General features: G+C 59.1%; 19 protein-coding genes. 11 read left to right on the forward strand and 8 right to left on the reverse strand.

The features are described from left to right. Positions 1-4: 4 nt before the first annotated feature. A complete protein-coding gene (locus H7698_RS26570; protein WP_194693320.1) occupies positions 5-811 on the reverse strand; it encodes a sulfite exporter TauE/SafE family protein in 807 nt (268 codons plus the stop codon). 159 nt (positions 812-970) lie between these two features. Between H7698_RS26570 and H7698_RS26575 the strand changes: the two genes are divergently transcribed. Continuing rightward, positions 971-1,834 (forward strand): MBL fold metallo-hydrolase, encoded by an 864-nt coding sequence (locus tag H7698_RS26575; protein WP_194693321.1) that lies wholly within the window; start codon positions 971-973, stop codon positions 1,832-1,834. A 102-nt stretch (positions 1,835-1,936) separates the two neighbouring features. Here H7698_RS26575 and bkdR read toward each other — a convergent pair whose 3' ends face one another. After that, complete coding sequence (gene bkdR / locus H7698_RS26580; protein WP_162439980.1) at positions 1,937-2,425, reverse strand: Bkd operon transcriptional regulator BkdR; 489 nt, start codon at positions 2,423-2,425, stop codon at positions 1,937-1,939. 185 nt (positions 2,426-2,610) lie between these two features. Between bkdR and H7698_RS26585 the strand changes: the two genes are divergently transcribed. From H7698_RS26585 to H7698_RS26605, 5 genes are all read left to right on the forward strand, one after another. Beyond that, positions 2,611-3,846 carry a 3-methyl-2-oxobutanoate dehydrogenase (2-methylpropanoyl-transferring) subunit alpha gene (locus H7698_RS26585; protein WP_162439979.1) on the forward strand — a complete coding sequence of 412 codons (1,236 nt, stop codon included), beginning with the start codon at positions 2,611-2,613 and terminating at the stop codon, positions 3,844-3,846. Position 3,847: 1 nt separating this feature from the next. Further along, on the forward strand, positions 3,848-4,906 hold the full coding sequence (locus H7698_RS26590; protein WP_162439978.1) for an alpha-ketoacid dehydrogenase subunit beta: 1,059 nt from the start codon (positions 3,848-3,850) through the stop codon (positions 4,904-4,906). Then, a complete protein-coding gene (locus H7698_RS26595; RefSeq protein ID WP_194693322.1) occupies positions 4,907-6,184 on the forward strand; it encodes a dihydrolipoamide acetyltransferase family protein in 1,278 nt (425 codons plus the stop codon). Positions 6,185-6,193: 9 nt separating this feature from the next. After that, positions 6,194-7,576 carry a dihydrolipoyl dehydrogenase gene (gene lpdA / locus H7698_RS26600; protein ID WP_194693323.1) on the forward strand — a complete coding sequence of 461 codons (1,383 nt, stop codon included), beginning with the start codon at positions 6,194-6,196 and terminating at the stop codon, positions 7,574-7,576. Between the two features lie 243 nt (positions 7,577-7,819). Continuing rightward, positions 7,820-8,839 (forward strand): branched-chain amino acid aminotransferase, encoded by a 1,020-nt coding sequence (locus tag H7698_RS26605; protein WP_194693324.1) that lies wholly within the window; start codon positions 7,820-7,822, stop codon positions 8,837-8,839. 53 nt (positions 8,840-8,892) lie between these two features. Here the strand turns inward: H7698_RS26605 and H7698_RS26610 are convergent, their stop codons facing one another. The 4 genes from H7698_RS26610 to H7698_RS26625 form a co-directional block, all read right to left on the reverse strand. Then, a complete protein-coding gene (locus H7698_RS26610; protein ID WP_194693325.1) occupies positions 8,893-9,735 on the reverse strand; it encodes a TIGR03915 family putative DNA repair protein in 843 nt (280 codons plus the stop codon). Beyond that, entirely contained in the window at positions 9,732-10,952 is a 1,221-nt protein-coding gene (locus H7698_RS26615) for a putative DNA modification/repair radical SAM protein (RefSeq protein WP_162439973.1), read from the reverse strand. The genes H7698_RS26610 and H7698_RS26615 overlap by 4 nt, the downstream gene beginning before the upstream one ends. Before the next feature lie 111 nt (positions 10,953-11,063). Next, positions 11,064-13,649 carry a bifunctional diguanylate cyclase/phosphodiesterase gene (locus H7698_RS26620; RefSeq protein ID WP_194693326.1) on the reverse strand — a complete coding sequence of 862 codons (2,586 nt, stop codon included), beginning with the start codon at positions 13,647-13,649 and terminating at the stop codon, positions 11,064-11,066. A gap of 77 nt (positions 13,650-13,726) precedes the next feature. After that, positions 13,727-14,488, reverse strand: coding sequence for an ArsR/SmtB family transcription factor (locus tag H7698_RS26625; RefSeq protein WP_194693327.1), 762 nt, complete (start codon positions 14,486-14,488; stop codon positions 13,727-13,729). A gap of 82 nt (positions 14,489-14,570) precedes the next feature. Between H7698_RS26625 and H7698_RS26630 the strand changes: the two genes are divergently transcribed. Next, positions 14,571-15,698, forward strand: coding sequence for a cytochrome P450 (locus H7698_RS26630; protein WP_194693328.1), 1,128 nt, complete (start codon positions 14,571-14,573; stop codon positions 15,696-15,698). Positions 15,699-15,750: 52 nt separating this feature from the next. Next, positions 15,751-16,086: a hypothetical protein gene (locus H7698_RS26635; RefSeq protein ID WP_328803773.1), complete on the forward strand. Its 336-nt coding sequence runs from the start codon at positions 15,751-15,753 to the stop codon at positions 16,084-16,086. A 794-nt stretch (positions 16,087-16,880) separates the two neighbouring features. Here the strand turns inward: H7698_RS26635 and H7698_RS26640 are convergent. Then, positions 16,881-17,219 (reverse strand): FKBP-type peptidyl-prolyl cis-trans isomerase, encoded by a 339-nt coding sequence (locus H7698_RS26640; RefSeq protein WP_162439991.1) that lies wholly within the window; start codon positions 17,217-17,219, stop codon positions 16,881-16,883. A 152-nt stretch (positions 17,220-17,371) separates the two neighbouring features. On the opposite strand from H7698_RS26640, the gene H7698_RS26645 reads away from it, so the two are divergent. Further along, positions 17,372-18,430 carry a M4 family metallopeptidase gene (locus H7698_RS26645; RefSeq protein ID WP_194693329.1) on the forward strand — a complete coding sequence of 353 codons (1,059 nt, stop codon included), beginning with the start codon at positions 17,372-17,374 and terminating at the stop codon, positions 18,428-18,430. 2 nt (positions 18,431-18,432) lie between these two features. Beyond that, positions 18,433-18,756 carry a protealysin inhibitor emfourin gene (locus H7698_RS26650; protein WP_162439968.1) on the forward strand — a complete coding sequence of 108 codons (324 nt, stop codon included), beginning with the start codon at positions 18,433-18,435 and terminating at the stop codon, positions 18,754-18,756. 204 nt (positions 18,757-18,960) lie between these two features. Here H7698_RS26650 and H7698_RS26655 read toward each other — a convergent pair whose 3' ends face one another. Beyond that, positions 18,961-19,269: an RcnB family protein gene (locus H7698_RS26655; RefSeq protein ID WP_194693330.1), complete on the reverse strand. Its 309-nt coding sequence runs from the start codon at positions 19,267-19,269 to the stop codon at positions 18,961-18,963. Positions 19,270-19,459: 190 nt separating this feature from the next. Between H7698_RS26655 and H7698_RS26660 the strand changes: the two genes are divergently transcribed. Beyond that, a complete protein-coding gene (locus tag H7698_RS26660) occupies positions 19,460-21,283 on the forward strand; it encodes a monovalent cation:proton antiporter-2 (CPA2) family protein (RefSeq protein WP_194693331.1) in 1,824 nt (607 codons plus the stop codon). Positions 21,284-21,332: the final 49 nt, after the last annotated feature.

Consider the following 21,332-nt stretch of genomic DNA (forward strand, 5'->3'; position numbering starts at 1 on the left):
ACTGTCAGACGCTCGCCCGGTACAACATGCAGGCCGCAATCAGTACACACAGACTGGCGAAACCGACCTGCAAGGCTCTGGCCGGGACTCGCGCGCAGAGGCGTCGACCGATGATCATGCCGACAATGCTGGCGGCAATGAATGCTCCGCCGCTGGCGTCGATCCGGACGCCGGCGTGGAATGCGCCAATCACCCCGATGGCCGAGATCAGGCTGATCACCATCAAGGAGGTCGCGACGATTCCGCGCATCTGCACGTCGGTCAATTGCTTGAACGCCGGGACTATCAGAAACCCGCCCCCGACGCCGAGCAGCCCGGAGACGACACCCGTCACCGCGCCCAACGCCGCCAGGGTCGCGGTGCATTTGGCGGTCCAGGAGAAACGCCCGGTCTGCTGATCGAGCATGCAGTTTTTCTGGCCCCAGTTGGCGTGGCCGTGGTCGCTCGGTCCTTCTTGGTGGCGCTCGCGGCGCAGCATGCGCCAGGCGACCATGATCATCAGCAGGCTGAACAGGATCATCAGGATTTTTTCCGGCAACTGATGGGCGAAGAAGATGCCGAGTGGCGAAAACAGTGCGCCCAGCAATGCAATCAACAGCGCCGCGCGATAGCGCACCAGTCCATGACGCAGACCGTCGATGGCGCCCACTGCCGCTGCGCTGCCCACTGCGAACAACGCAACGGGGGCGGCTTGCGTCATCGTCAGACCCATGCCCAGCACGAGCGCGGGCACCGCAAGAATCCCGCCTCCGGCCCCGGTCAATCCAAGCACCAGCCCCATCACCACACCAAAGAAACTAGCCAGCAACATAAAAACCCGAGACCCATGAAAAGCCGGGAACGCCCGGTATCGATTGGTTTACAGGATAGAGCCCCCACGGCTTTTTTCCTTCACTGAATTGACCAGGGCTGGTCAAGCCGGTGCAAATGACTCTACGCTCAACAGCTGTCCCACGAAGAACCGGCCATCATGCCTGCCCAGATTGAAGCTTTTCTAGACCCCGCCTCATCGACCTACAGCTACGTGATTTACGAACACGATGGCAGTGCCTGCGCCATTGTCGACCCCGTGCTGGATTATGACGCGGCGGCCGGTCGGACCCGTACCGTGCAGGCCGACCGGATCGTGGCTTTTGTGCGCGAGCATCAGCTGCAGGTGCAGTGGTTGCTGGAGACCCATGCTCACGCCGATCACCTGTCTGCCGCGTTCTATTTGCGTCGGGAACTGGGCGGCAAGATCGCCATCGGGCAGACCATCAGCAAGGTTCAGGACGTATTCAAAAGCCTGTTCAATCTGGAGCCGGAGTTTCGTGTCGATGGTTCGCAGTTCGACCATCTGTTCGCGGCGGACGAATCCTTCATGATCGGCAATCTCAAGGCCAAGGCCTTGCATGTGCCCGGGCATACTCCAGCGGACATGGCCTACCTGGTCGATAGCACGATGATTCTGGTGGGCGACACGCTGTTCATGCCGGATGTCGGCACTGCCCGCTGCGACTTTCCCGGTGGCGATGCCCATCAGATGTTTACCTCGATCCGCAAACTGCTGGCATTCCCGGCCAGCGTCAGCCTGTACGTGTGCCACGACTACCCGCCCGAGGGCCGCGAGCCCCAGTGCATGACCACGGTCGGCGAGCAGCGCAAAAGCAATATCCATGTGCGTGACGGTATCGATGAAGCCGCTTTTGTTGCCATGCGCAACCAGCGGGATGCGGGTTTGGGCATGCCGAACCTGTTGCTGCCGGCGATTCAGGTGAATGTGCGGGCGGGGAATTTGCCGCCGGCGGAAAGTAATGGCGTGACTTACTTGAAGATCCCGATCAACAAGCTTTGAGATCATTAGATCGCAGGCTCGACAGGGTACCGTTTACTTAAGAAATCCTGACTGAATGATCACCTGTGGCGAGGGAGCTCGCTCCCTCGCCACAGGTTGTGTTCAGCTCGTCAGGGTCAAGCCGTTGGCCGGCAATGGCAGCGCCGTCTTGTAGCGCACCTGCTTGAGCGCAAAGCTCGAGCGGATGTTCGCCACCCCAGGCACCTTGGTCAAAAAATCCATCATGAAGCGTTCCAGCGACTGAATGGTCGGCACCAGCACCCGAATCAGATAATCCGGATCGCCCGCCATCAAGTAACACTCCATCACCTCCGGGCGATCCGAAATCGCCTCTTCGAAATGCTGCAGTGCCTCTTCCACCTGTTTCTCCAGGCTGACGTGGATGAACACGTTGACGTGCAACCCCAGCAGCTCGGCATCCAGCAGCGTCACTTGCTCGCGAATGAGCCCCAATTCCTCCATGGCCTTGACCCGATTGAAGCACGGCGTCGGTGACAGGTTGACCGAGCGGGCGAGGTCGGCGTTGGTGATGCGTGCATTCTCCTGAAGGCTGTTGAGAATGCCAATATCGGTACGGTCCAGTTTGCGCATGAGACAAAATCACCTGTTTTTTTTGTTTATGCAGATTTTTTATCCTCAAATGATCTCGAGCGCAACGAAACAGAGAGAAATATTCTTCTTGCGCCGGCCTATGATTGTTGTAGGACAAGATTTCTTCCACAGAAGAAAGACGGTCAGCTCACTACAAGAAATTCACAAGATCGAGCGTAGAAGCCATGAACCAAGCGTATGAACCGCTGCGCCTGCACGTTCCCGAACCTTCGGGCCGTCCAGGGTGCAAAACCGACTTCTCCTACCTGCGTCTGACCGACGCCGGTACGGTGCGCAAACCCCCTATTGACGTAGAACCTGCCGACACGGCCGACCTGGCCAAGGGCTTGATTCGCGTACTCGATGACGAAGGCAACGCCCTCGGCCCATGGGCTGAAGGGGTTCCGGTCGAGATCCTGCGCAAAGGCATGCGTGCCATGCTCAAGACGCGCATCTTCGACAACCGCATGGTGGTCGCCCAGCGTCAGAAAAAAATGTCGTTCTACATGCAAAGCCTTGGCGAAGAAGCCATCGGCAGCGCCCAGGCCCTGGCCTTGAACATTGACGACATGTGCTTCCCGACCTATCGCCAGCAGAGCATTCTGATGGCGCGGGAAGTGCCTCTGGTAGACCTGATCTGCCAACTGCTCTCCAACGAACGCGATCCCCTCAAGGGCCGCCAGCTGCCGATCATGTATTCGGTACGCGATCACGGGTTCTTCACCATTTCCGGCAACCTCGCCACTCAATTCGTACAGGGCGTGGGCTGGGGCATGGCCTCGGCGATCAAGGGCGACACCAAAATCGCCTCGGCCTGGATCGGCGACGGCGCCACCGCCGAATCCGACTTCCACACCGCCCTCACCTTCGCCCACGTTTACCGCGCGCCAGTGATCCTGAACGTGGTCAACAACCAATGGGCCATTTCCACCTTCCAGGCCATTGCCGGGGGTGAAGCCACTACCTTCGCCGGTCGTGGCGTTGGCTGCGGGATTGCCTCCCTGCGGGTCGATGGCAACGACTTCGTCGCGGTCTACGCCGCTTCTGCCTGGGCCGCCGAACGTGCGCGCCGCAACCTCGGTCCGACCATGCTCGAGTGGGTCACCTACCGTGCGGGTCCGCACTCCACCTCCGATGATCCTTCCAAATACCGTCCTGCCGACGACTGGAGCTACTTCCCGTTAGGCGACCCGATTGCGCGCCTCAAGCAGCACCTGGTGAAAATCGGTCAGTGGTCCGAAGAGGAGCACGTCGCTGTCAGCGCCGAACTGGAAGCCGAAGTGATCGCCGCGCAGAAAGAAGCCGAAAAATTCGGCACCCTGGCCGGTGGCCAGATTCCAAGCGCCGCGACCATGTTCGAAGATGTCTATAAAGAGATGCCGGAGCACTTGAAGCGCCAGCGTCAAGAGTTGGGGATCTGACATGAACGATCACAACACTACTATCGAGCTGGAAACCGCCATGACCACGACCACCATGACCATGATCCAGGCCCTGCGCTCGGCCATGGATGTGATGCTTGAACGTGATGACAACGTTGTGGTCTTCGGCCAGGACGTCGGCTACTTCGGCGGCGTGTTCCGTTGCACCGAGGGCCTGCAGACCAAGTACGGCACCTCCCGGGTGTTCGACGCACCGATATCCGAAAGCGGAATCGTCGGCGTCGCGGTGGGCATGGGTGCCTACGGTCTGCGGCCAGTGGCTGAGATCCAGTTCGCCGATTACGTTTACCCGGCTTCGGACCAGATCATTTCCGAAGCCGCCCGCTTGCGCTACCGCTCGGCGGGCGAATTCACCGCACCGATGACCCTGCGCATGCCTTGTGGCGGCGGCATCTACGGCGGCCAGACCCACAGCCAGAGCATCGAAGCGATGTTTACTCAGGTCTGCGGCTTGCGCACCGTCATGCCCTCCAACCCTTATGACGCCAAGGGCCTGCTGATCGCCTCCATCGAAAACGATGACCCGGTGATCTTCCTCGAGCCGAAACGCCTGTACAACGGCCCGTTCGACGGTCACCACGACCGCCCGGTAACCCCGTGGTCGAAACACCCTTCGGCACAAGTGCCTGACGGCTATTACACCGTGCCGCTGGACGTCGCAGCCATTGCCCGTCCGGGCAAAGACGTGACCATCCTGACTTACGGCACCACGGTGTATGTGTCGCAAGTGGCCGCCGAAGAAACCGGGATCGACGCTGAAGTCATCGACCTGCGCAGCCTGTGGCCGCTGGACCTGGAAACCATCGTCAAGTCCGTGAAGAAAACCGGCCGTTGCGTCATCGTTCACGAAGCGACCCGTACCTGCGGTTTCGGCGCTGAACTGGCTGCGTTGGTGCAAGAGCATTGCTTCCATTACCTGGAAGCGCCTATCGAACGCGTCACCGGTTGGGACACCCCTTACCCGCACGCGCAAGAGTGGGCGTATTTCCCTGGCCCGACCCGTGTGGGCGCGGCTTTGCATCGGGTTATGGAGGTCTGAATGGGCACGCACGTTATCAAAATGCCGGACATTGGCGAAGGCATTGCAGAAGTTGAGTTGTCGGTGTGGCACGTCAAGGTCGGTGACCTGGTCGTTGAAGATCAGGTACTGGCGGATGTCATGACGGATAAGGCGATGGTCGATATTCCATCGCCGGTTCACGGCAAAGTGATTGCGCTGGGCGGTGTGCCGGGCGAAGTCATGGCCGTTGGCAGCATCCTGATCAGCATTGAAGTCGAAGGCGCGGGCAACGTTAAAGAGTCTGCCCAGCCTGCGGCTGCTGTCGTTAAAGAAGCCCCTGTCGCGGCACCCAAAGTCGAAGCCGTGGTAGCGAGCAAACCGGTCGCGGCTGCAGCGCCGCGCCCTGCTGTCAGCCAAGGACCTATGGTTGCTCGCGAGGCCGATGAGCGCCCGCTGGCCTCCCCGGCGGTCCGCAAACACGCACTGGACCTCGGCATTCAACTGCGCCTTGTACGCGGCACCGGCCCTGCGGGTCGGGTACTGCACGACGACCTGGAGGCCTATCTGGCTCAGGGTCAGTCGAACGCCTCTACCGTTTCTACCGCGTACGCCCAGCGTAACGACGAAGAGCAGATTCCGGTCATCGGTATGCGCCGCAAGATTGCCCAACGCATGCAGGACGCCACTCAGCGCGCCGCTCATTTCAGTTATGTCGAGGAAATCGACGTCACTGCAGTGGAAGAGCTGCGCGCCCATTTGAACGAGAAGCACGGTGCAACCCGCGGCAAGCTGACCTTGCTGCCGTTCCTGGTCCGCGCCCTGGTTGTCGCCCTTCGGGATTTCCCGCAAATCAACGCCCGTTACGACGACGAAGCCCAGATCATCACCCGCCTCGGCGCCGTGCATGTCGGCATCGCCACCCAAGCCGACATCGGCTTGATGGTTCCGGTGGTGCGTCATGCGGAAGCCCGCAGCTTGTGGGACAACGCCACGGAGATCTCACGCCTGGCGACCGCCGCGCGCACCGGCAAGGCCAACCGGGACGAACTGTCCGGTTCGAGCATTACCTTGACCAGCCTGGGTGCATTGGGCGGCATTGTCAGCACTCCGGTGCTGAACCTGCCGGAGGTGGCCATCGTCGGCGTGAACAAGATCGTCGAGCGCCCGATGGTGATCAAAGGCCAGATCGTGATTCGCAAGATGATGAACGTCTCCAGCTCCTTCGATCATCGCGTGGTCGATGGCATGGACGCGGCGCAATTCATCCAGGCCGTTCGTGGCCTGCTCGAACAACCCGCCACCCTGTTCGTGGAGTAAGGAACTGCAATGCAAACTCTAAACACAACACTGCTGATCATTGGTGGCGGTCCCGGCGGCTATGTCACGGCGATTCGTGCTGGCCAACTGGGCATTCCGACCCTTCTGGTGGAAGGCCAATCGCTGGGCGGTACTTGCCTGAACATCGGCTGCATTCCGTCCAAGGCGTTGATCCATGTGGCCGAACAGTTTCACCAGACCCGGCACCACAGTCAGCATTCAGCGCTGGGGATCAGCGTTTCGGCACCAAGCCTGGACATCGGCAAGAGTGTCGAATGGAAAGACGGCATCGTTGATCGCCTCACCACCGGCGTTGCCGCCCTGCTGAAAAAGAACAAGGTGCAGGTCATTGAAGGTTGGGCCCGCATCATCGACGGCAAGACTGTCGAAGTGGGCGATACGCGGATCCATTGCGAGCACCTGGTGCTGGCCACGGGTTCGAAAAGCATGAACCTGCCAATGCTGCCGATTGGCGGGCCGGTCATTTCTTCCACTGAAGCCTTGGCGCCGACGTCCGTGCCCAAGCGTCTGATCGTCGTGGGTGGCGGTTACATCGGTCTGGAACTGGGTATTGCCTATCGCAAACTGGGCGCCGATGTCAGTGTGGTCGAGGCGCAGGATCGTATCTTGCCGGCCTACGACGCGGAACTGACCCAACCGGTTCATGAAGAACTGAAGAAGCTTGGGTTAAAGCTTTACTTGAAGCACAGCGTTGAAGCCTTTGATTCAAAAGATAATTTGCTTAGGGTTCGTGACCCGGACGGCGGCACTGTCAGCCTTGAAACCGATCAGGTACTGGTCGCAGTCGGGCGCAAACCCAATACCCAAGGTTTCAACCTGGAAGCGCTGAATCTGGACATGAACGGCTCCGCGATCAAGATCGACAATCGTTGCCAGACCAGCATGCGCAACGTGTACGCCATTGGTGACTTGAGTGGCGAACCGATGCTGGCCCACCGGGCAATGGCTCAAGGCGAGATGGTTGCCGAACTGATCAGCGGCAAATCCCGCGAGTTCAACCCGACCGCTATCGCCGCCGTGTGTTTTACCGACCCGGAGCTGGTGGTGGTTGGCAAGACACCGGATGACGCCAAGGCTGCTGGCCTGGATTGCATCGTTTCCAGCTTCCCGTTCGCCGCCAATGGCCGGGCGATGACACTGGAATCGAAAAGCGGCTTCGTCCGGGTCGTGGCGCGGCGTGACAACCATGTGATTGTCGGCTGGCAGGCGGTGGGTGTTGGTGTATCGGAGTTGTCGACCGCGTTCGGCCAGAGCCTGGAAATGGGTGCGCGACTGGAAGACATCGCCGGCACTATCCATGCGCATCCAACCTTGGGTGAAGCGGTGCAGGAAGCCGCGCTGCGTGCCCTTGGCCACGCGCTGCATCTGTGATTCAAAACAATGGATGTTGGCAGAGATGGCCTCATCGCTAGCAGGCTAGCTCCCACAATTGGAATGCGTTCTCCTGTGGGAGCTAGCCTGCTGGCGATTTCTTGAGGTCCACTGGATTTATCTGTCTGTCATCCGATAGTCCGGGCTGCGAAACAGGCCCGGAATGAAGTATTGTTGTCCCCATCCAAAAAAACGTCAGAAGCCTTGAACCGCTTTGGCGGTTGTTCAGTGATAGAGGGTGTCATGGGTAACGAAAGCATCAATTGGGACAAGCTGGGTTTTGACTACATCAAGACAGACAAGCGTTTCTTGTCGTACTGGCGTGACGGTTCCTGGGACAAAGGCACCCTGACCGAAGATAACGTGCTGCACATCAGCGAAGGCTCCACTGCGCTTCACTATGGTCAGCAATGCTTCGAGGGCATGAAGGCCTATCGTTGCAAGGACGGCTCGATCAACCTGTTCCGCCCGGACCAGAACGCCCTGCGCATGCAACGCAGCTGCGCACGTCTGCTGATGCCGTTCGTGGAAACCGAGCAGTTCATCGAAGCCTGCAAGGAAGTGGTTCGCGCCAACGAGCGTTTCATTCCGCCTTACGGCACCGGCGGCGCGCTGTACTTGCGTCCGTTCGTGATCGGCGTGGGTGACAACATCGGCGTGCGTACCGCCCCCGAGTTCATCTTCTCGATTTTCTGCATCCCGGTCGGCGCCTACTTCAAGGGCGGCCTGACCCCGCACAACTTCCTGATCTCCAGCTTCGACCGTGCAGCCCCTCAAGGCACTGGCGCGGCGAAGGTCGGTGGCAACTACGCCGCCAGCCTGATGCCAGGTTCCCAGGCCAAGAAGGCGCACTTCGCCGACTGCATCTACCTGGACCCGATGACCCATTCGAAAATCGAAGAAGTCGGTTCGGCCAACTTCTTCGGTATCACCCACGACAACAAGTTCGTCACGCCGAAGTCGCCTTCCGTGTTGCCGGGCATCACCCGTCTGTCGTTGATCGAACTGGCAAAATCGCGCCTGGGCATGGAAGTGATCGAAGGTGATGTGTTCATCGACAAGCTGTCCGACTTCAAGGAAGCCGGCGCTTGCGGTACCGCTGCGGTGATCACGCCAATCGGCGGCATCAACTACAACGACAAGCTGCACGTGTTCCATAGCGAAACCGAAGTTGGCCCGGTCACCCAGAAGCTCTACAAAGAGCTGACCGGCGTGCAAACCGGCGACATCGAAGCGCCAGCCGGCTGGATCGTCAAAGTCTGACCTGACACCCGCGCCATCGAAACCCTCCATCTGCCTCGGCAGTGGAGGGTTTTTTATGAGCCCTGATCTTGCTTGTGGGCGCTCGCCCCGATGCGTTTACCCGCCCTGCCCTTGATTCCGCTGGCCTGGCCGTCTTGCTGCTTGCCGGTTCTCGCCTGGGAAATCAACCCGGGGATCAATGCCCCCTCAGGCAGGTTCTTCCAGAATCGTGCCGGCAGATGCCCTTGCATGACAGTCGGGTTCAACCGCGCCGGGTTGAAAATGTGGCTGTAGTACGTCAGCCACATGTCGCTGTGCGGGTCTTCGACGTTTTGCGCCAGCTGCTGCCATTCCACCGGACACTGGCGCTGGTGGATCAACTGCTGGCCATCGTAGTAAACACCGTCCCTGGGTGTTGCGATCATCCAGCGGTCGCGCCCCATACGCCCAATGAAATGTTCACTGGCGCTGTGCAGGATGTCATGGGCCGGCTCATGCCAGGCCACGTACTGCGGGCCTTCGTTTTCAGGCAACGCAACGAACCTCACAAATGCATGTAGATGATGAGATTCACGCTGTATCTGCTTGATTCTTCTCTGTAATTCACTGCCGAGCTTATCGCCTGCCATCATGGCGGTACGGTCACCATGGCTGACTCGCCACAGCACTTCATACAGCAGACTCCAACGCTGATCGCCGCGATAACGCGCCGCGCGCTCAAGCGTGTCGAGCAGCGTTCGCGGGATCCGAGCCAGAAACGGACCCTGGGTCTTGGGCAGCACATCGTCGCTGCCAAACAAATCCGATACGCCCTCACTGGCCCAACTCACCTGGCTCGGATCAACTTCATGACTCAGCAGCCAGCGCGCCTGCCCGCGCCAGGTATCGAACAGGTCGTCGCAATCCAGATGGATCATCCCCACAACCCCATTTGCTGTGGCTGCGGCCGGTCGCGCAGTTGTTGATAGAGCAGATGACTGGTGACTTCGGCCTGCTGCGGATGGTAATCGCTGGTGATGAAGAAGGGTTTGGCTTTGGTCAGCACACAGCGCATGCGCGCCAGGTCTTCATAGCGGATGCGGCGCTGACGGCGCAGTTCCACCAGCCGTTCGGCGGTGCGCAGGCCGATCCCGGGGATGCGCGCGATCAACGAGGGCTCGGCACTGTTGAGGTCCAGCGGGAAAACGCCGCGATTCTCCAGCGCCCAGGCCAGCTTGGGATCAATGTCCAAGGCCAGGTGCCCGGGCCCTTTGAACAGCTCACCGGCGGTAAAACCGTAGCTGCGCAACAGAAAATCGGCCTGGTACAGACGATGCTCGCGCATCAGGGGCGGCGCGGCCAGCGGCACGCTTTTGGGGCTGTTGGGGATCGGACTGAATGCCGAGTAATACACACGGCGCAGACGGAAGTTGCCGTAAAGCGCCTGGGCACTGTGAAGAATGGTGCTGTCATCGGTGTCATCGGCGCCGACAATCATTTGGGTGCTTTGCCCGGCCGGGGCGAACTTCGGCGATCTGGGCTCGTTTAACACGGTCTGGACACCGGTATAGATGGTTTGCATCGCCTGCTTGATCGAGCCCAGCTGTTTTTCCGGGGCCAGTGTTTGCAGGCTGGCATCCGTGGGCAGCTCGATGTTGACGCTCAGCCGGTCGGCATAGCGCCCGGCCTGCTCGATCAGCGCCGGGTCGGCTTCGGGAATCGTCTTGAGGTGGATGTAACCGCGAAACTCATGGTCTTCACGGAGCGACTTCGCCACGCGAATCAGTTGCTCCATGGTGTAATCCGCCGAACGAATGATCCCCGAGCTGAGAAACAACCCGCTGACGCAATTGCGTCGATAGAAATCCAGGGTCAGCGTGACCACTTCTTCTGGCGTGAACCGCGCCCTCGGCACGTCGCTGGACCGGCGGTTGACGCAGTACTGACAGTCATAGAGGCAGAAATTGGTCAGCAGGATTTTCAGCAGGGACACGCAGCGCCCATCGGGCGTATAGCTGTGGCAGATACCCATCCCGTTGGTCGAGCCCACACCGCTTTTGCCTTCGGAACTGCGCTTCGGCGCCCCACTGCTGGCGCAGGACGCGTCGTATTTGGCGGCGTCGGCGAGGATGCTGAGTTTGTCGATGAGTTCCATGGGGGCACGCCAATTACTGTTTGGATATACAGTATAGGTTCGATACTCCAGGAACAAGCCATCAAATTGCCCTTGGTCTGATTGTGGGTTCGTTGAAGTCAGAAATGCGCGTTACACGCTGTTCTCGACATCGGCACTGGCAGCAATGCCAACCAGTGCATTGAACTTACGGTCATCCAGAGGGCAACTCAGGTAATACCCCTGACCTTCGTCACACGAGACTGTTTTGAGCAAGTTCAGGTGTTCGGCCGTTTCAATGCCCTCCGCCGTGACCGTAAGTGATAATGCGCGCCCCAGCCCTACGATTGCCTGGATAATAGCCTTGTCATCGTCGCTTTCGTCGAGCCTGCTCAGGAAGCTGCGGTCTATTTTCAACCCGTCAAACGGGAAGGCCCGCAGATAGCTCAACGATGAATAACCGGTTCCGAAATCGTCCATGGCGATCCGCAAGCCGAGGCGTTTCAGTGTGTGCATCACCTCAAGAGCGCCCTCGGTGTCTTCAAGCATGACGCTCTCAGTGATCTCAAGCTCAACTCGGGCAGGGTTGACTCCAGAATTGTGCAGCGCTTTCTGAACCCGCTCCACCAGATTGCCGCGCTTGAATTCGGTCGGTGACAGGTTGACTGACACGAACAGATTTTTTGGCCAGCGTGCAGCGCTACGGCACGCAGCATCAAGCACCCAGTTACTCAGGGAAAGGATCAGCCCGGACTCCTCGGCAATAGGGATAAACACGTCAGGTGGTATCAAACCTCGCACAGGATGCTGCCAGCGCACCAACGCTTCGGCGCCCATCATCTGACCGTCAGCGATTCGATAGCGGGGCTGGAAATGCAGCCGCAGTTCACCGTGCTTGATGGCATATCGCAGATCGTTTTCCAGACCACGACGTTCGATGATCCGAATATTCATGTCGCCCGCGTAGAATCGCCAGGTGTTACGTCCTCCGGTCTTGGCCTCGTACAGTGCAATATCCGCATAGCGAAGCAGTTCAGCAGCCTCGCAGGCGTCATTGGGTGCCATCGCGATACCCATGCTGGCACTGACGAACACTTCTTGATCGTCAATCCTTATAGGACCTTCGATAGAGTCTATGAGGCGCTGACAGAGTGCCTCGACCTCCTCCTGGGAGCTCATGTCGGTGAGGATCAGCACGAACTCATCGCCGCCAACGCGAGCAACCAGATCCCCATGACGCACACAGTCTGCCAGGCGGCTCGACACTTCGTTGAGTACCAGGTCCCCTGCCGCATGCCCGAGCAAGTCGTTCACCGGCTTGAATCTATCCAGATCCAGGCTGAGCATCACCAAAGGTTGCTCGACGGACGGCATCGCCTTGAGCTTACCGTCCAGAAACTCCCGTAGACGTGTTCGGTTGGGTAATCCGGTCAGGGCATCGTGCTGAGAGAGAAACTCGATTCGCCTACGGGCTTCGACTTCTTCGGTCACGTCAGTCGCCGTGCCGCGGAACCCTTTATTCGGCATACCTCGCGCTGAAAGCCGCGTGATGCGCTCCCGCCCCTTGGTATCAACGTATTGACACAGAAGGCTGATATCAGGGCGTCGATTCGGGATAGCGAGCCACTGGGACAACGACCCCAGTTCAGTGCTCAACAGATCGTTGATCGCCTGACCGATCCAGGCGGCCCTGGAGAGCCCGGTGACGACTTCGAATCGTTCGGACAAATAGGTGAAACGCCAGTCCTCGTCAATTTCCCACACCCAGTCTGAACTGGCTTCAACCACGTCGCGAAACCGTGCTTCGCTGATGGCGAGTGAGTCCTGGCTGTTCTGCAGAGAGGCGTAGCTCGCGTCCAGCGCGAGTGCCCCTGCGGTCGTGCGACGCAAAATGACGAAAGTCATAAAGCACACCAGAAGTGCACCGAGACCGATAAATGGCAATCCTGTCCCCAGTAATCGCCGCCCGGGCTTATCCGGCGTCCAGCGCAAACTGCCGGCGGAACCGTCTGCGCCCAATGGAACGGCTGGCGCCCCGCCGATTTCATCGTCAGTGGCGACGTGCAAGTCTTCCACGCCGAAATCACTGCCTATCGACTCGAGCTTGGCGCGGTCCAGAAAGTCTACGAAGATCAGCACCGAGGGCAGCCGGTCATCACGCGTCACTGTCGGGTCGGTGCCCGGTGTGATCGCGGCGGCTGCGACCAGGGCTGGCACCCCTCCCACGTTTATAAAAGTTGTGATCGTCGTTTCAGTTTCGGCCCCTGCGCGGGCCTTATCGAGAATGTCCGACACGGACTGCTGGAGCCAGTCTTCGACTGCTACAGCCTCAAGCTCACCGTTAACGACTGAATAGACCGTGCGATTGGCATCGTTGACAACGAACAGCCCCCGAAATCCGAAATCCGTATAAAGCGTCGGTCCCACATTTTGCCGCGTGAAAGCCCAGTCGGTGTCCACTTCGACATGCAGATGTCGGTAAGTGTCGCCCCAAAATGCGTAATCCTTAAGGGTCGAGCGCGATGTTTTTTCCAGCGCCTGCACGGCTTTCTGCGTGTAGAAAGCATTTTCCCGTTGTTCCGTCCGGTCCAGGTCGCGGGCCAGATAAAACAGTGAGAAGCCGGCGAGCAAAAACACCCCGGCCAATAAACCCACAAATTTGAGCAGCGAGGTTCGCGCCAGCGACAAGCTCGTGGTATCGGCGCGGGTGACATCGCTTGAGGCGTGTTTCGGCGTCATGGCTGCCTTCTGATTGATGTAGCAATTCGGTGACATAAGAGGCTATCGACCGGGTAGCCAAAATGATGAGAAAACGCCTAAGACGCCGGGCTGACGATCACGGGCCGTTTCTCGTCGGGCGACACCTGACCGGCTCTCGCTTGAGAGGGCAATTCAACCTCAAACCGGCTGCTGATTGCCTTGCGCCCCACCTCCGTCAACGCCAATGCCCGACTGTCCAGATCTTGCGTCACCCATTTGCGCTTGATCGCCGTTTGCAGCAGGGCCGCACCCAGCGCGCCGCCCAGATGCGGGCGCCGCATGCTCCAGTCCAGGCAGGGACAAGCAAATCGGCGGCGCAACAGAGCCAGTGCCTTGACCTCAATGCCCAAGCCCTCGAACGCCCCTTCGCCCTGCTCGCTCAACTGATAGTCCTCATCGTCGGTTGCCACCAGCCAACCCGCCTCGAGCATCCGGTCATGCATCAGCACCGCCAGCGTACCGGCCATGTGGTCGTAACAGGTGCGGGCAAATTGCAGGCGATCCGGCGTACGCGGACTGAAGGTTGGCGCGGCGTTCTGGCTGATCACCATCAACGCTTCCAACGCCTGGGCCACACGCTTGTCGGCCAGGCTGTAATAACGATGCCGCCCCTGAACGTGCAACCGCACCAGCGCCAGCTCCTTGAGCCTGGCCAGATGCGCACTGGCCGTGGACGCACTGACCTCGGCAATCGTCGCCAGCTCGGTGCTGGTCCGCGCATGGCCATCCATCAATGAACAGAGGATTTTCGTGCGTGCCGGCTCCGCAATGGCAGCAGCGACGTGGGAGATGCCGATGTCTTGGTGTTCTACGTTCATATTTCGCTCCCGGACGAATCAAGGCCGCTCCGAACTGAAGATAGTAGCAACACTTTTCAACCTCAGAACAAGGCTGCGACCCATGGACGCGATCATCGCTGCGACTCATCCCGATCTTTATCCCTATTACGCGCAACTGCGCGCCGAAGGCGGACTGGTTTTCCATCAAGGGCTCAACCTGTGGTTGGCCAGCAGCGCCCGGGCGGTGGCTGCAGTGTTGGCGCATCCTGATTGTCATGTTCGCCCGTCCAATGAACCCGTGCCCAAGGCACTCGTCGGCGGGATGGCCGGGACCGTCTTCGGTGAATTGATGCGCATGAACGACGGCGAACGCCAGCGCTGTCCGAGGTCATCGATTCAACCCGGATTGGCACTGGTCGATTTGGACGAAGTAAAAACACTGATAGCCGCTCGATTGATCACGCCTGACGCTGAGGGCCTGCATAACGCCATGTTCCGTGGACCGGTCTGCGTGGTCGCGGCGCTCCTGGGCTTCTCCCCTGCTCAAGGGCGGGCCATCAGCGCACTGACAGCCGACTTCGTGGCCTGCCTGTCGCCCCTCAGCGATCAAGCGCAACTGGCAGCGGCACATTCCGCAGCCGAACAGCTCAACGGATACTTCATAGAACTGCTGGATGACCCGCACAACCGAAGCACCCTGCTAGCCGGCATCCGCCAACGCTTCGCCGCGACAGAGGCCACCCCGCAAACGCTGATCGCCAACTTGATTGGATTGTTTTCACAAACCTATGACGCCACTGCAGGCTTGATCGGCAACACCTTGCTGGCGCTCATTAGAGATCCCACGTTGCCACGTGATTCTATACACATCGACGACTTGATCGCCGAAACCCAACGATTCGATCCACCGGTACAAAACACCCGCCGCTTCGTCGCCGCACCCTGTGAAATCGATGGCGTCAGCATGAACACCGGGGATGTGATCCTGGTGCTGCTGGCGTCAGCCAATCGGGATCCGCAGCTGAATGACAACCCTGATGTATTCACGCTTGATCGCCCGGGTCGCCGAAGCTTTACCTTTGGCACGGGTGGACATCACTGTCCGGGGCAGGTGCTGGCGATGGAAATTTCCGCCGCGACGGTGAGGGAGGTTTTGGCGGTGAAGCTTGATCTGATGGGGTTGTGCTGGGAGTATCGCCGTTCGGTTAATGGGCGTGTTCCATTGTTCAAGGAGTGGCCGGACAACTGAGCGTATAGGTCTGCCCTCCGTTCGACAGGGGCAATATTCTGGATAAAAAAAAGTGAGCTTTATCTATAAAAATCCATCGATGAGTCACGAAGAAGCCACAACTTTTCTCATGAGTGACGTGGAGACGGATGTTGCCGAGGCTTTGGTTTCAATAGGGTTAAACGAACAGGATGAAGCCTGGGCTCAAAATACTTGCCTGGAATACATGAGTAGAGAAAGCCAGACAATCGTTTCGGCCGCCGTGTGTGCAGTGGGCCATTTAGCTCGCAGGCAGGTCGAATTGGACTTAGAGGCGGTGGACTCTGCACTTAGCAAAGTGAAGAAGAAATTTCCGGCCCTTGAGGGGATTGTCGCTGACGCTCTCGAGGATATTGCGCTTTTTACATGAGCTCTCAGGTCTTTGCGCGACAGCGCGGCGTCGAAGACGTGGCGGCACCTCCGACAGGGATAACGTTGAGCGGAGCACGCCCGCAAAGTCAGGTCGGCTGTCAGGCCGCCTCGCTTTGGCTTTTGATCTGCTTTTGATTTTCTTGCCCCATCGGAAGGCCGAGCGCAGGTTCTGCGCAGAGGGTAACCCGGCATGGATGCCGGGTTAGCCGCGCACGGCCATGGATGGCCGATCGCGGCGGGCCCACGGAGCAGGACCGGAGTGAGGGTATGCCGAGCCCAGGCGAGGCACCGGACGAAAGGGGCAAGAGCGTTTGGTTACTTTGCGCTTTTCAAAGTGACTCGCTGTAAAAGCGAAACCGATAGAAGCCGTGACCGCAGGAATGGATATGTACACCTGCAAAAATCTCACCGCCAATCAGACCGCCATCGTCGGAACGCCGCCCGGACCAAGCTCGGCTCCCACAGTTTGAGCCGGGTACATCAGGGGAATACCCGTCGGCTAAGAAACCGCCATCGCCGGCAGGCCAGCTCCCACAGTTCGATCCGGGAACATCAGGAAAATATCGATCGGCTGTAAGGCCGTCATCGCGAGCAACCTTTTATAGCCAAACGTTAGCCATTGATTTTAATAATGAGTTTTTTACTCATCTTTAGATATTTTTCAATGCGGCGAGCACCCAGTTCTTTGCGCGAAAGCGCCGCATCGAAGACGTGGCCGCAGCTCCTACAGGGGTATGCGTAGGCTTCGGCGGAGTGGGCAACCCGGCATGGATGCCGGGTCAACCCCGACAATCAATCATCCCGCGTCAACACTTCCAGCAACTCGATCTCAAAAATCAGATTCGAATTCGGCGTAATCAACCCCATGGTTCGCTCGCCATAAGCCAGGTGCGCCGGCACCAGCAATTTGCGCTTGCCGCCCACCTGCATCCCCATGATTCCTTGATCCCAGCCCTTGATCACGCGACCTGTCCCGATCACACACTGGAAAGGCTTTCCTCGGCTGTAGGAAGAATCGAACTCGGTTCCATCTTCGAGCCAGCCACGGTATTGAGTTGTGATCAAAGCGCCCTTCACAGCCGCTTTGCCATCACCCGGTTCCAAATCGATAATCTGCAATTGGTCATTCATACGGCTTACTCGTCCACTGTCTGTCGCCCGGTTCAAAACGGGAATGGACGCAGGTTTTCGCAGAATCGAACGCCGTTGGCAATCCATGGAACCGAATCCTCAAACGCTCGCTCACATAAGTATCGACTTCGCACTCAGGAAAGGATGCTCTGATGACCGACTCACGATCACTGTGCAGCTTCATTCCGCCCTACATTCTCCACCGCATTATTGCTCATGGCTCCGAGCGCCAACGCGCCAGTGCGCGGGTCACGTTGACCCATGTGCGCACCCTGCGCCACGCACCCTTCCCACCGGTACGCGCTCCCGTCGCGACAATGCTGCCACCCTCCAACCAGCCCGGCGAGGTGCAACGCAGCGTCCATGATGCTCAGGGGAAGATGCTCCTGCCCGGGATGCCGGTGCGTGTCGAAAGCCAGCCACCGACGGGAGATCCGGCGGTCGATGAAGCCTATGACGCGTTGGGCGCCAGCTATGATTTCTTCTGGAAGGTGCTCGAACGCGATTCGATCGACAACCAGGGCATGGCGCTGATTGGCAGCGTGCACTACGGCCAGGACTATGAAAATGCGTTCTGGAACGGTGCGCAAATGGTGTTCGGTGATGGCGACGGCGAGATTTTCGAACGTTTTACGCGCTCGCTGGATGTGATCGGCCACGAGCTGTCCCACGGTGTGATTGAAAGTGAAGCGGGCCTGATCTACGCCAACCAGTCCGGGGCGTTGAATGAATCGATATCGGATGTTTTTGGGGTACTGATCAAGCAGCATGTGCTGGGCCAGACCGCCGAAGAGGCAGACTGGTTGATCGGCGCGGACTTGCTGACCCCTCAGATAAAAGGCGTCGGCTTGCGCTCGGTGGCAAATCCCGGGACGGCCTATGACGACCCGCTACTCGGCAAGGACCCGCAACCGGCGCACATGAGCAAATTTGTCATCACCCAGGAGGACAACGGAGGTGTGCACATCAACTCCGGCATTCCCAATCGGGCGTTTTATCTGGCCGCCCAGGCGTTGGGCGGCTTCGCCTGGCAAAAAACCGGTCATATCTGGTACGACGCGTTGTGCGACAAGCGCCTGAGCAGCGAAGCCTCATTCAGCGCATTTGCCGCGCTGACCATTGACCATGCCTTGCAGCGGTTTGGCACGGATGAAAGGCAGGCTGTGGCGCAGGCCTGGTCTGATGTCGGTGTTGAACTCAACCGGGAGTAACCATGAAAACCCTGCCTGCATTGGGTGACGATGCGGTTATCCACCTGTCCCGTCAGGGCGGTGTGGCCGCGATCCACGCCTTGACGCGTCCGCGCAGTATCGATTTCGCACAGTGCGACATCAGCCAGCGCACGCGCATCTGTTCATTGCTCGAAGGCTGTCTGCCCATCGCTGATTCGACTTCCGGTCGCAGCGATCAGCGCTTCTATGAAATTGAAGTGCACTACCGCAGCGGCGAGCAAGCTGACCTTATGGTGCTGAAAGTACCGGAGGACCGGGCACCGGGTGACCTGGTTCACCTGTGGGACAAAGGCGAAGTGTTGTGAGGCTGAAGTTTTACGGCGGGCTCGTGGCGAGGGAGCTTGCTCCAGCTGGAGGGCGAAGCCATCCTCTCAGAGTCGATGCGCGACTCTATAGACGGGGCCGCTTCGCGCCCCAGCGGGAGCGAGCTCCCTCGCCACAGGAACGATCCATGGCCCCTGGATAGTTTTCAGGGGCTCACGCAAGCGAACCTATCTTTAGTTTCAGCGTTATTTCTCTACCGGCGTGACGTCGATGATCGTGCCGTTGGTGATCATTACCATCATGTATTTGTCATTGATCTGCACCCATTGCGCCTGCTCTTTCGGCGCAGCCAGGCCTTTTGCTTTCCAGTTTTTCAGGGCTTTGTCGCTGCGCTGATAAACGTCCGGCGCGCGGTCGCCGACGACCAGCTCGCGGCTGTTGTTAACGCCGGGCTGTACGGTTTTCTGCGGTGGGTCATCCGCTTGAACGATAGGGCTGATACCGGCAACGCCTGCGGCAATGGCCAGGGCGGCGATCAAGGTTTGGCTGTTCATGGGTGATCCTCCAAGGATATGTGGTACGTGAACTCCGACTGCGTGCGGATGAAATCATTCACTAACGTCGCGTTGATTTAACGCCGCACTCAAACAACGCGCCATTCGTACAATCATTGCGGCCAAAGCTGACGCATGCCGTTACAGCCTTTATCCTTGTCGCCCGCCGTACCGAGTTCTGGAGTTCGTCATGCCCCACGAAGGCAACCTGTTGCAAGCCGCTGTTGTGTTTCTGTGCGCGGCGGTGCTCATCGTCCCCCTGGCCAAGCGCCTGCAACTGGGGGCTGTGCTGGGTTATCTGTTTGCCGGGGTGATCATCGGCCCATCAGTGTTGGGCCTGATCGGCAATCCGCAAAGCGTCAGCCACATTTCCGAACTCGGGGTGGTGTTGCTGCTGTTCATCATCGGCCTGGAACTGTCCCCGCGACGGTTGTGGGTGATGCGCAGATCAGTGTTTGGCGTCGGTCTGGCGCAGGTGCTGCTGACGGGTTCGGCGATTGGCCTGACGGCGTTGTTCGTGTTCGGCCAGCCCTTGAACAGCGCGATCGTGCTGGGCCTGGGCCTGGCGTTGTCCTCCACTGCGTTTGGCCTGCAAAGCCTGGCCGAACGCAAAGAGTTGACCAGCCCCCATGGGCGGTTGGCGTTTGCGATTCTGTTGTTCCAGGACATTGCCGCGATCCCGCTGATTGCCATGGTGCCGCTGCTGGCGGGCGGCGATCACGTCACCACCGCTGCCGAGAACCTGAACCTGGGGTTGCGCGTATTGGGCAGTATCGCTGTGGTGGTGATCGGCGGGCGGTATCTGCTGCGCCCGGTGTTCCGCGTGGTGGCCAAAGCCGGTTTGCCGGAAGTGTCCACCGCCACTGCGCTGCTGGTGGTCATCGGCACGGCGTGGTTGATGGACCTGGTGGGTATATCCATGGCGCTGGGAGCGTTTCTCGCGGGGCTGCTGCTGGCGGACTCCGAATACCGCCATGAACTTGAAGCGCAGATTGAACCCTTCAAGGGGTTGTTGTTGGGGTTGTTCTTCATGAGCGTCGGCATGGGCGCGAACCTGAGCCTGCTGCTGAGCGCGCCGATCACGGTACTGGGCCTGACCCTGCTGCTGATCGCCATCAAGCTGCCGTTGTTGTTCCTCGTCGGTCAACTGGCCGGTGGCCTGAACAAGGTCAGTGCGATCCGCCTCGGTATCGTGCTGGCAGCGGGCGGTGAGTTTGCGTTTGTGGTGTTCAAGATTGGGCGTGACAAGGGTCTGTTCGAACCGCATCTGTACGACATGCTGGTCCTGACCATCACCCTCTCGATGGCCGTGACGCCGCTCCTGTTGCTGATTTGCGCACGACTGGTCAGCCCCAAGGTGCAGCCGGTGGAAGTGCCGGAGAAATTTCGTGAAATCGATACCGACACGCCACGGGTGGTGATCGCCGGCATGGGCCGCATGGGGCAGATCGTCGCGCGTATTTTGCGGGCGCAGAACATCAAGTTCGTGGCGCTCGACACCTCGGTGGAAACCATCGAACTGTCGCGCAGCTTTGGCGGTGTGCCGGTGTTCTACGGCGACCCGATGCGCCCGGAAATCCTCAGTGCAGCCAAGGTGGAGCAGGCAGAATACTTCGTCATTGCCACAGACGACCCGGACACCAACATCAAGACCGCCGAGTTGGTGCACAAGCTGTATCCGCATATCAAGATCATCGCCCGGGCACGTAACCGCCAGCACGTTCACCGGCTGGTAGACCTCGGGGCCGAGGCCATTCGGGAAACCTACTATTCGAGCCTGGAAATGAGCCGGCGTACGCTGGTCGGTTTGGGCCTGACCCAGGCTCAGGCCGATGCACGGATCAAGCGCTTCAAGCACCACGATGAGCAGGTGCTGGAAGCTCAGCACGCGATTTATGACGACGAGGCGAAAGTGCAGCAGTCGGCGCAGGAGGCTCGGGCGGAATTGGCGAAATTGTTCGAATCCGATCAGTTGGAGGAGCAGGAAGCGGGCAAGGCCAAACTGTTGCGGTGAAAAGTCCGGACCCATCGCGAGCAGGCTCGCTCCTACATTTGATTAGCGG

This window comes from Pseudomonas sp. p50(2008) (assembly GCF_015351605.1).
Classification (GTDB): domain Bacteria; phylum Pseudomonadota; class Gammaproteobacteria; order Pseudomonadales; family Pseudomonadaceae; genus Aquipseudomonas.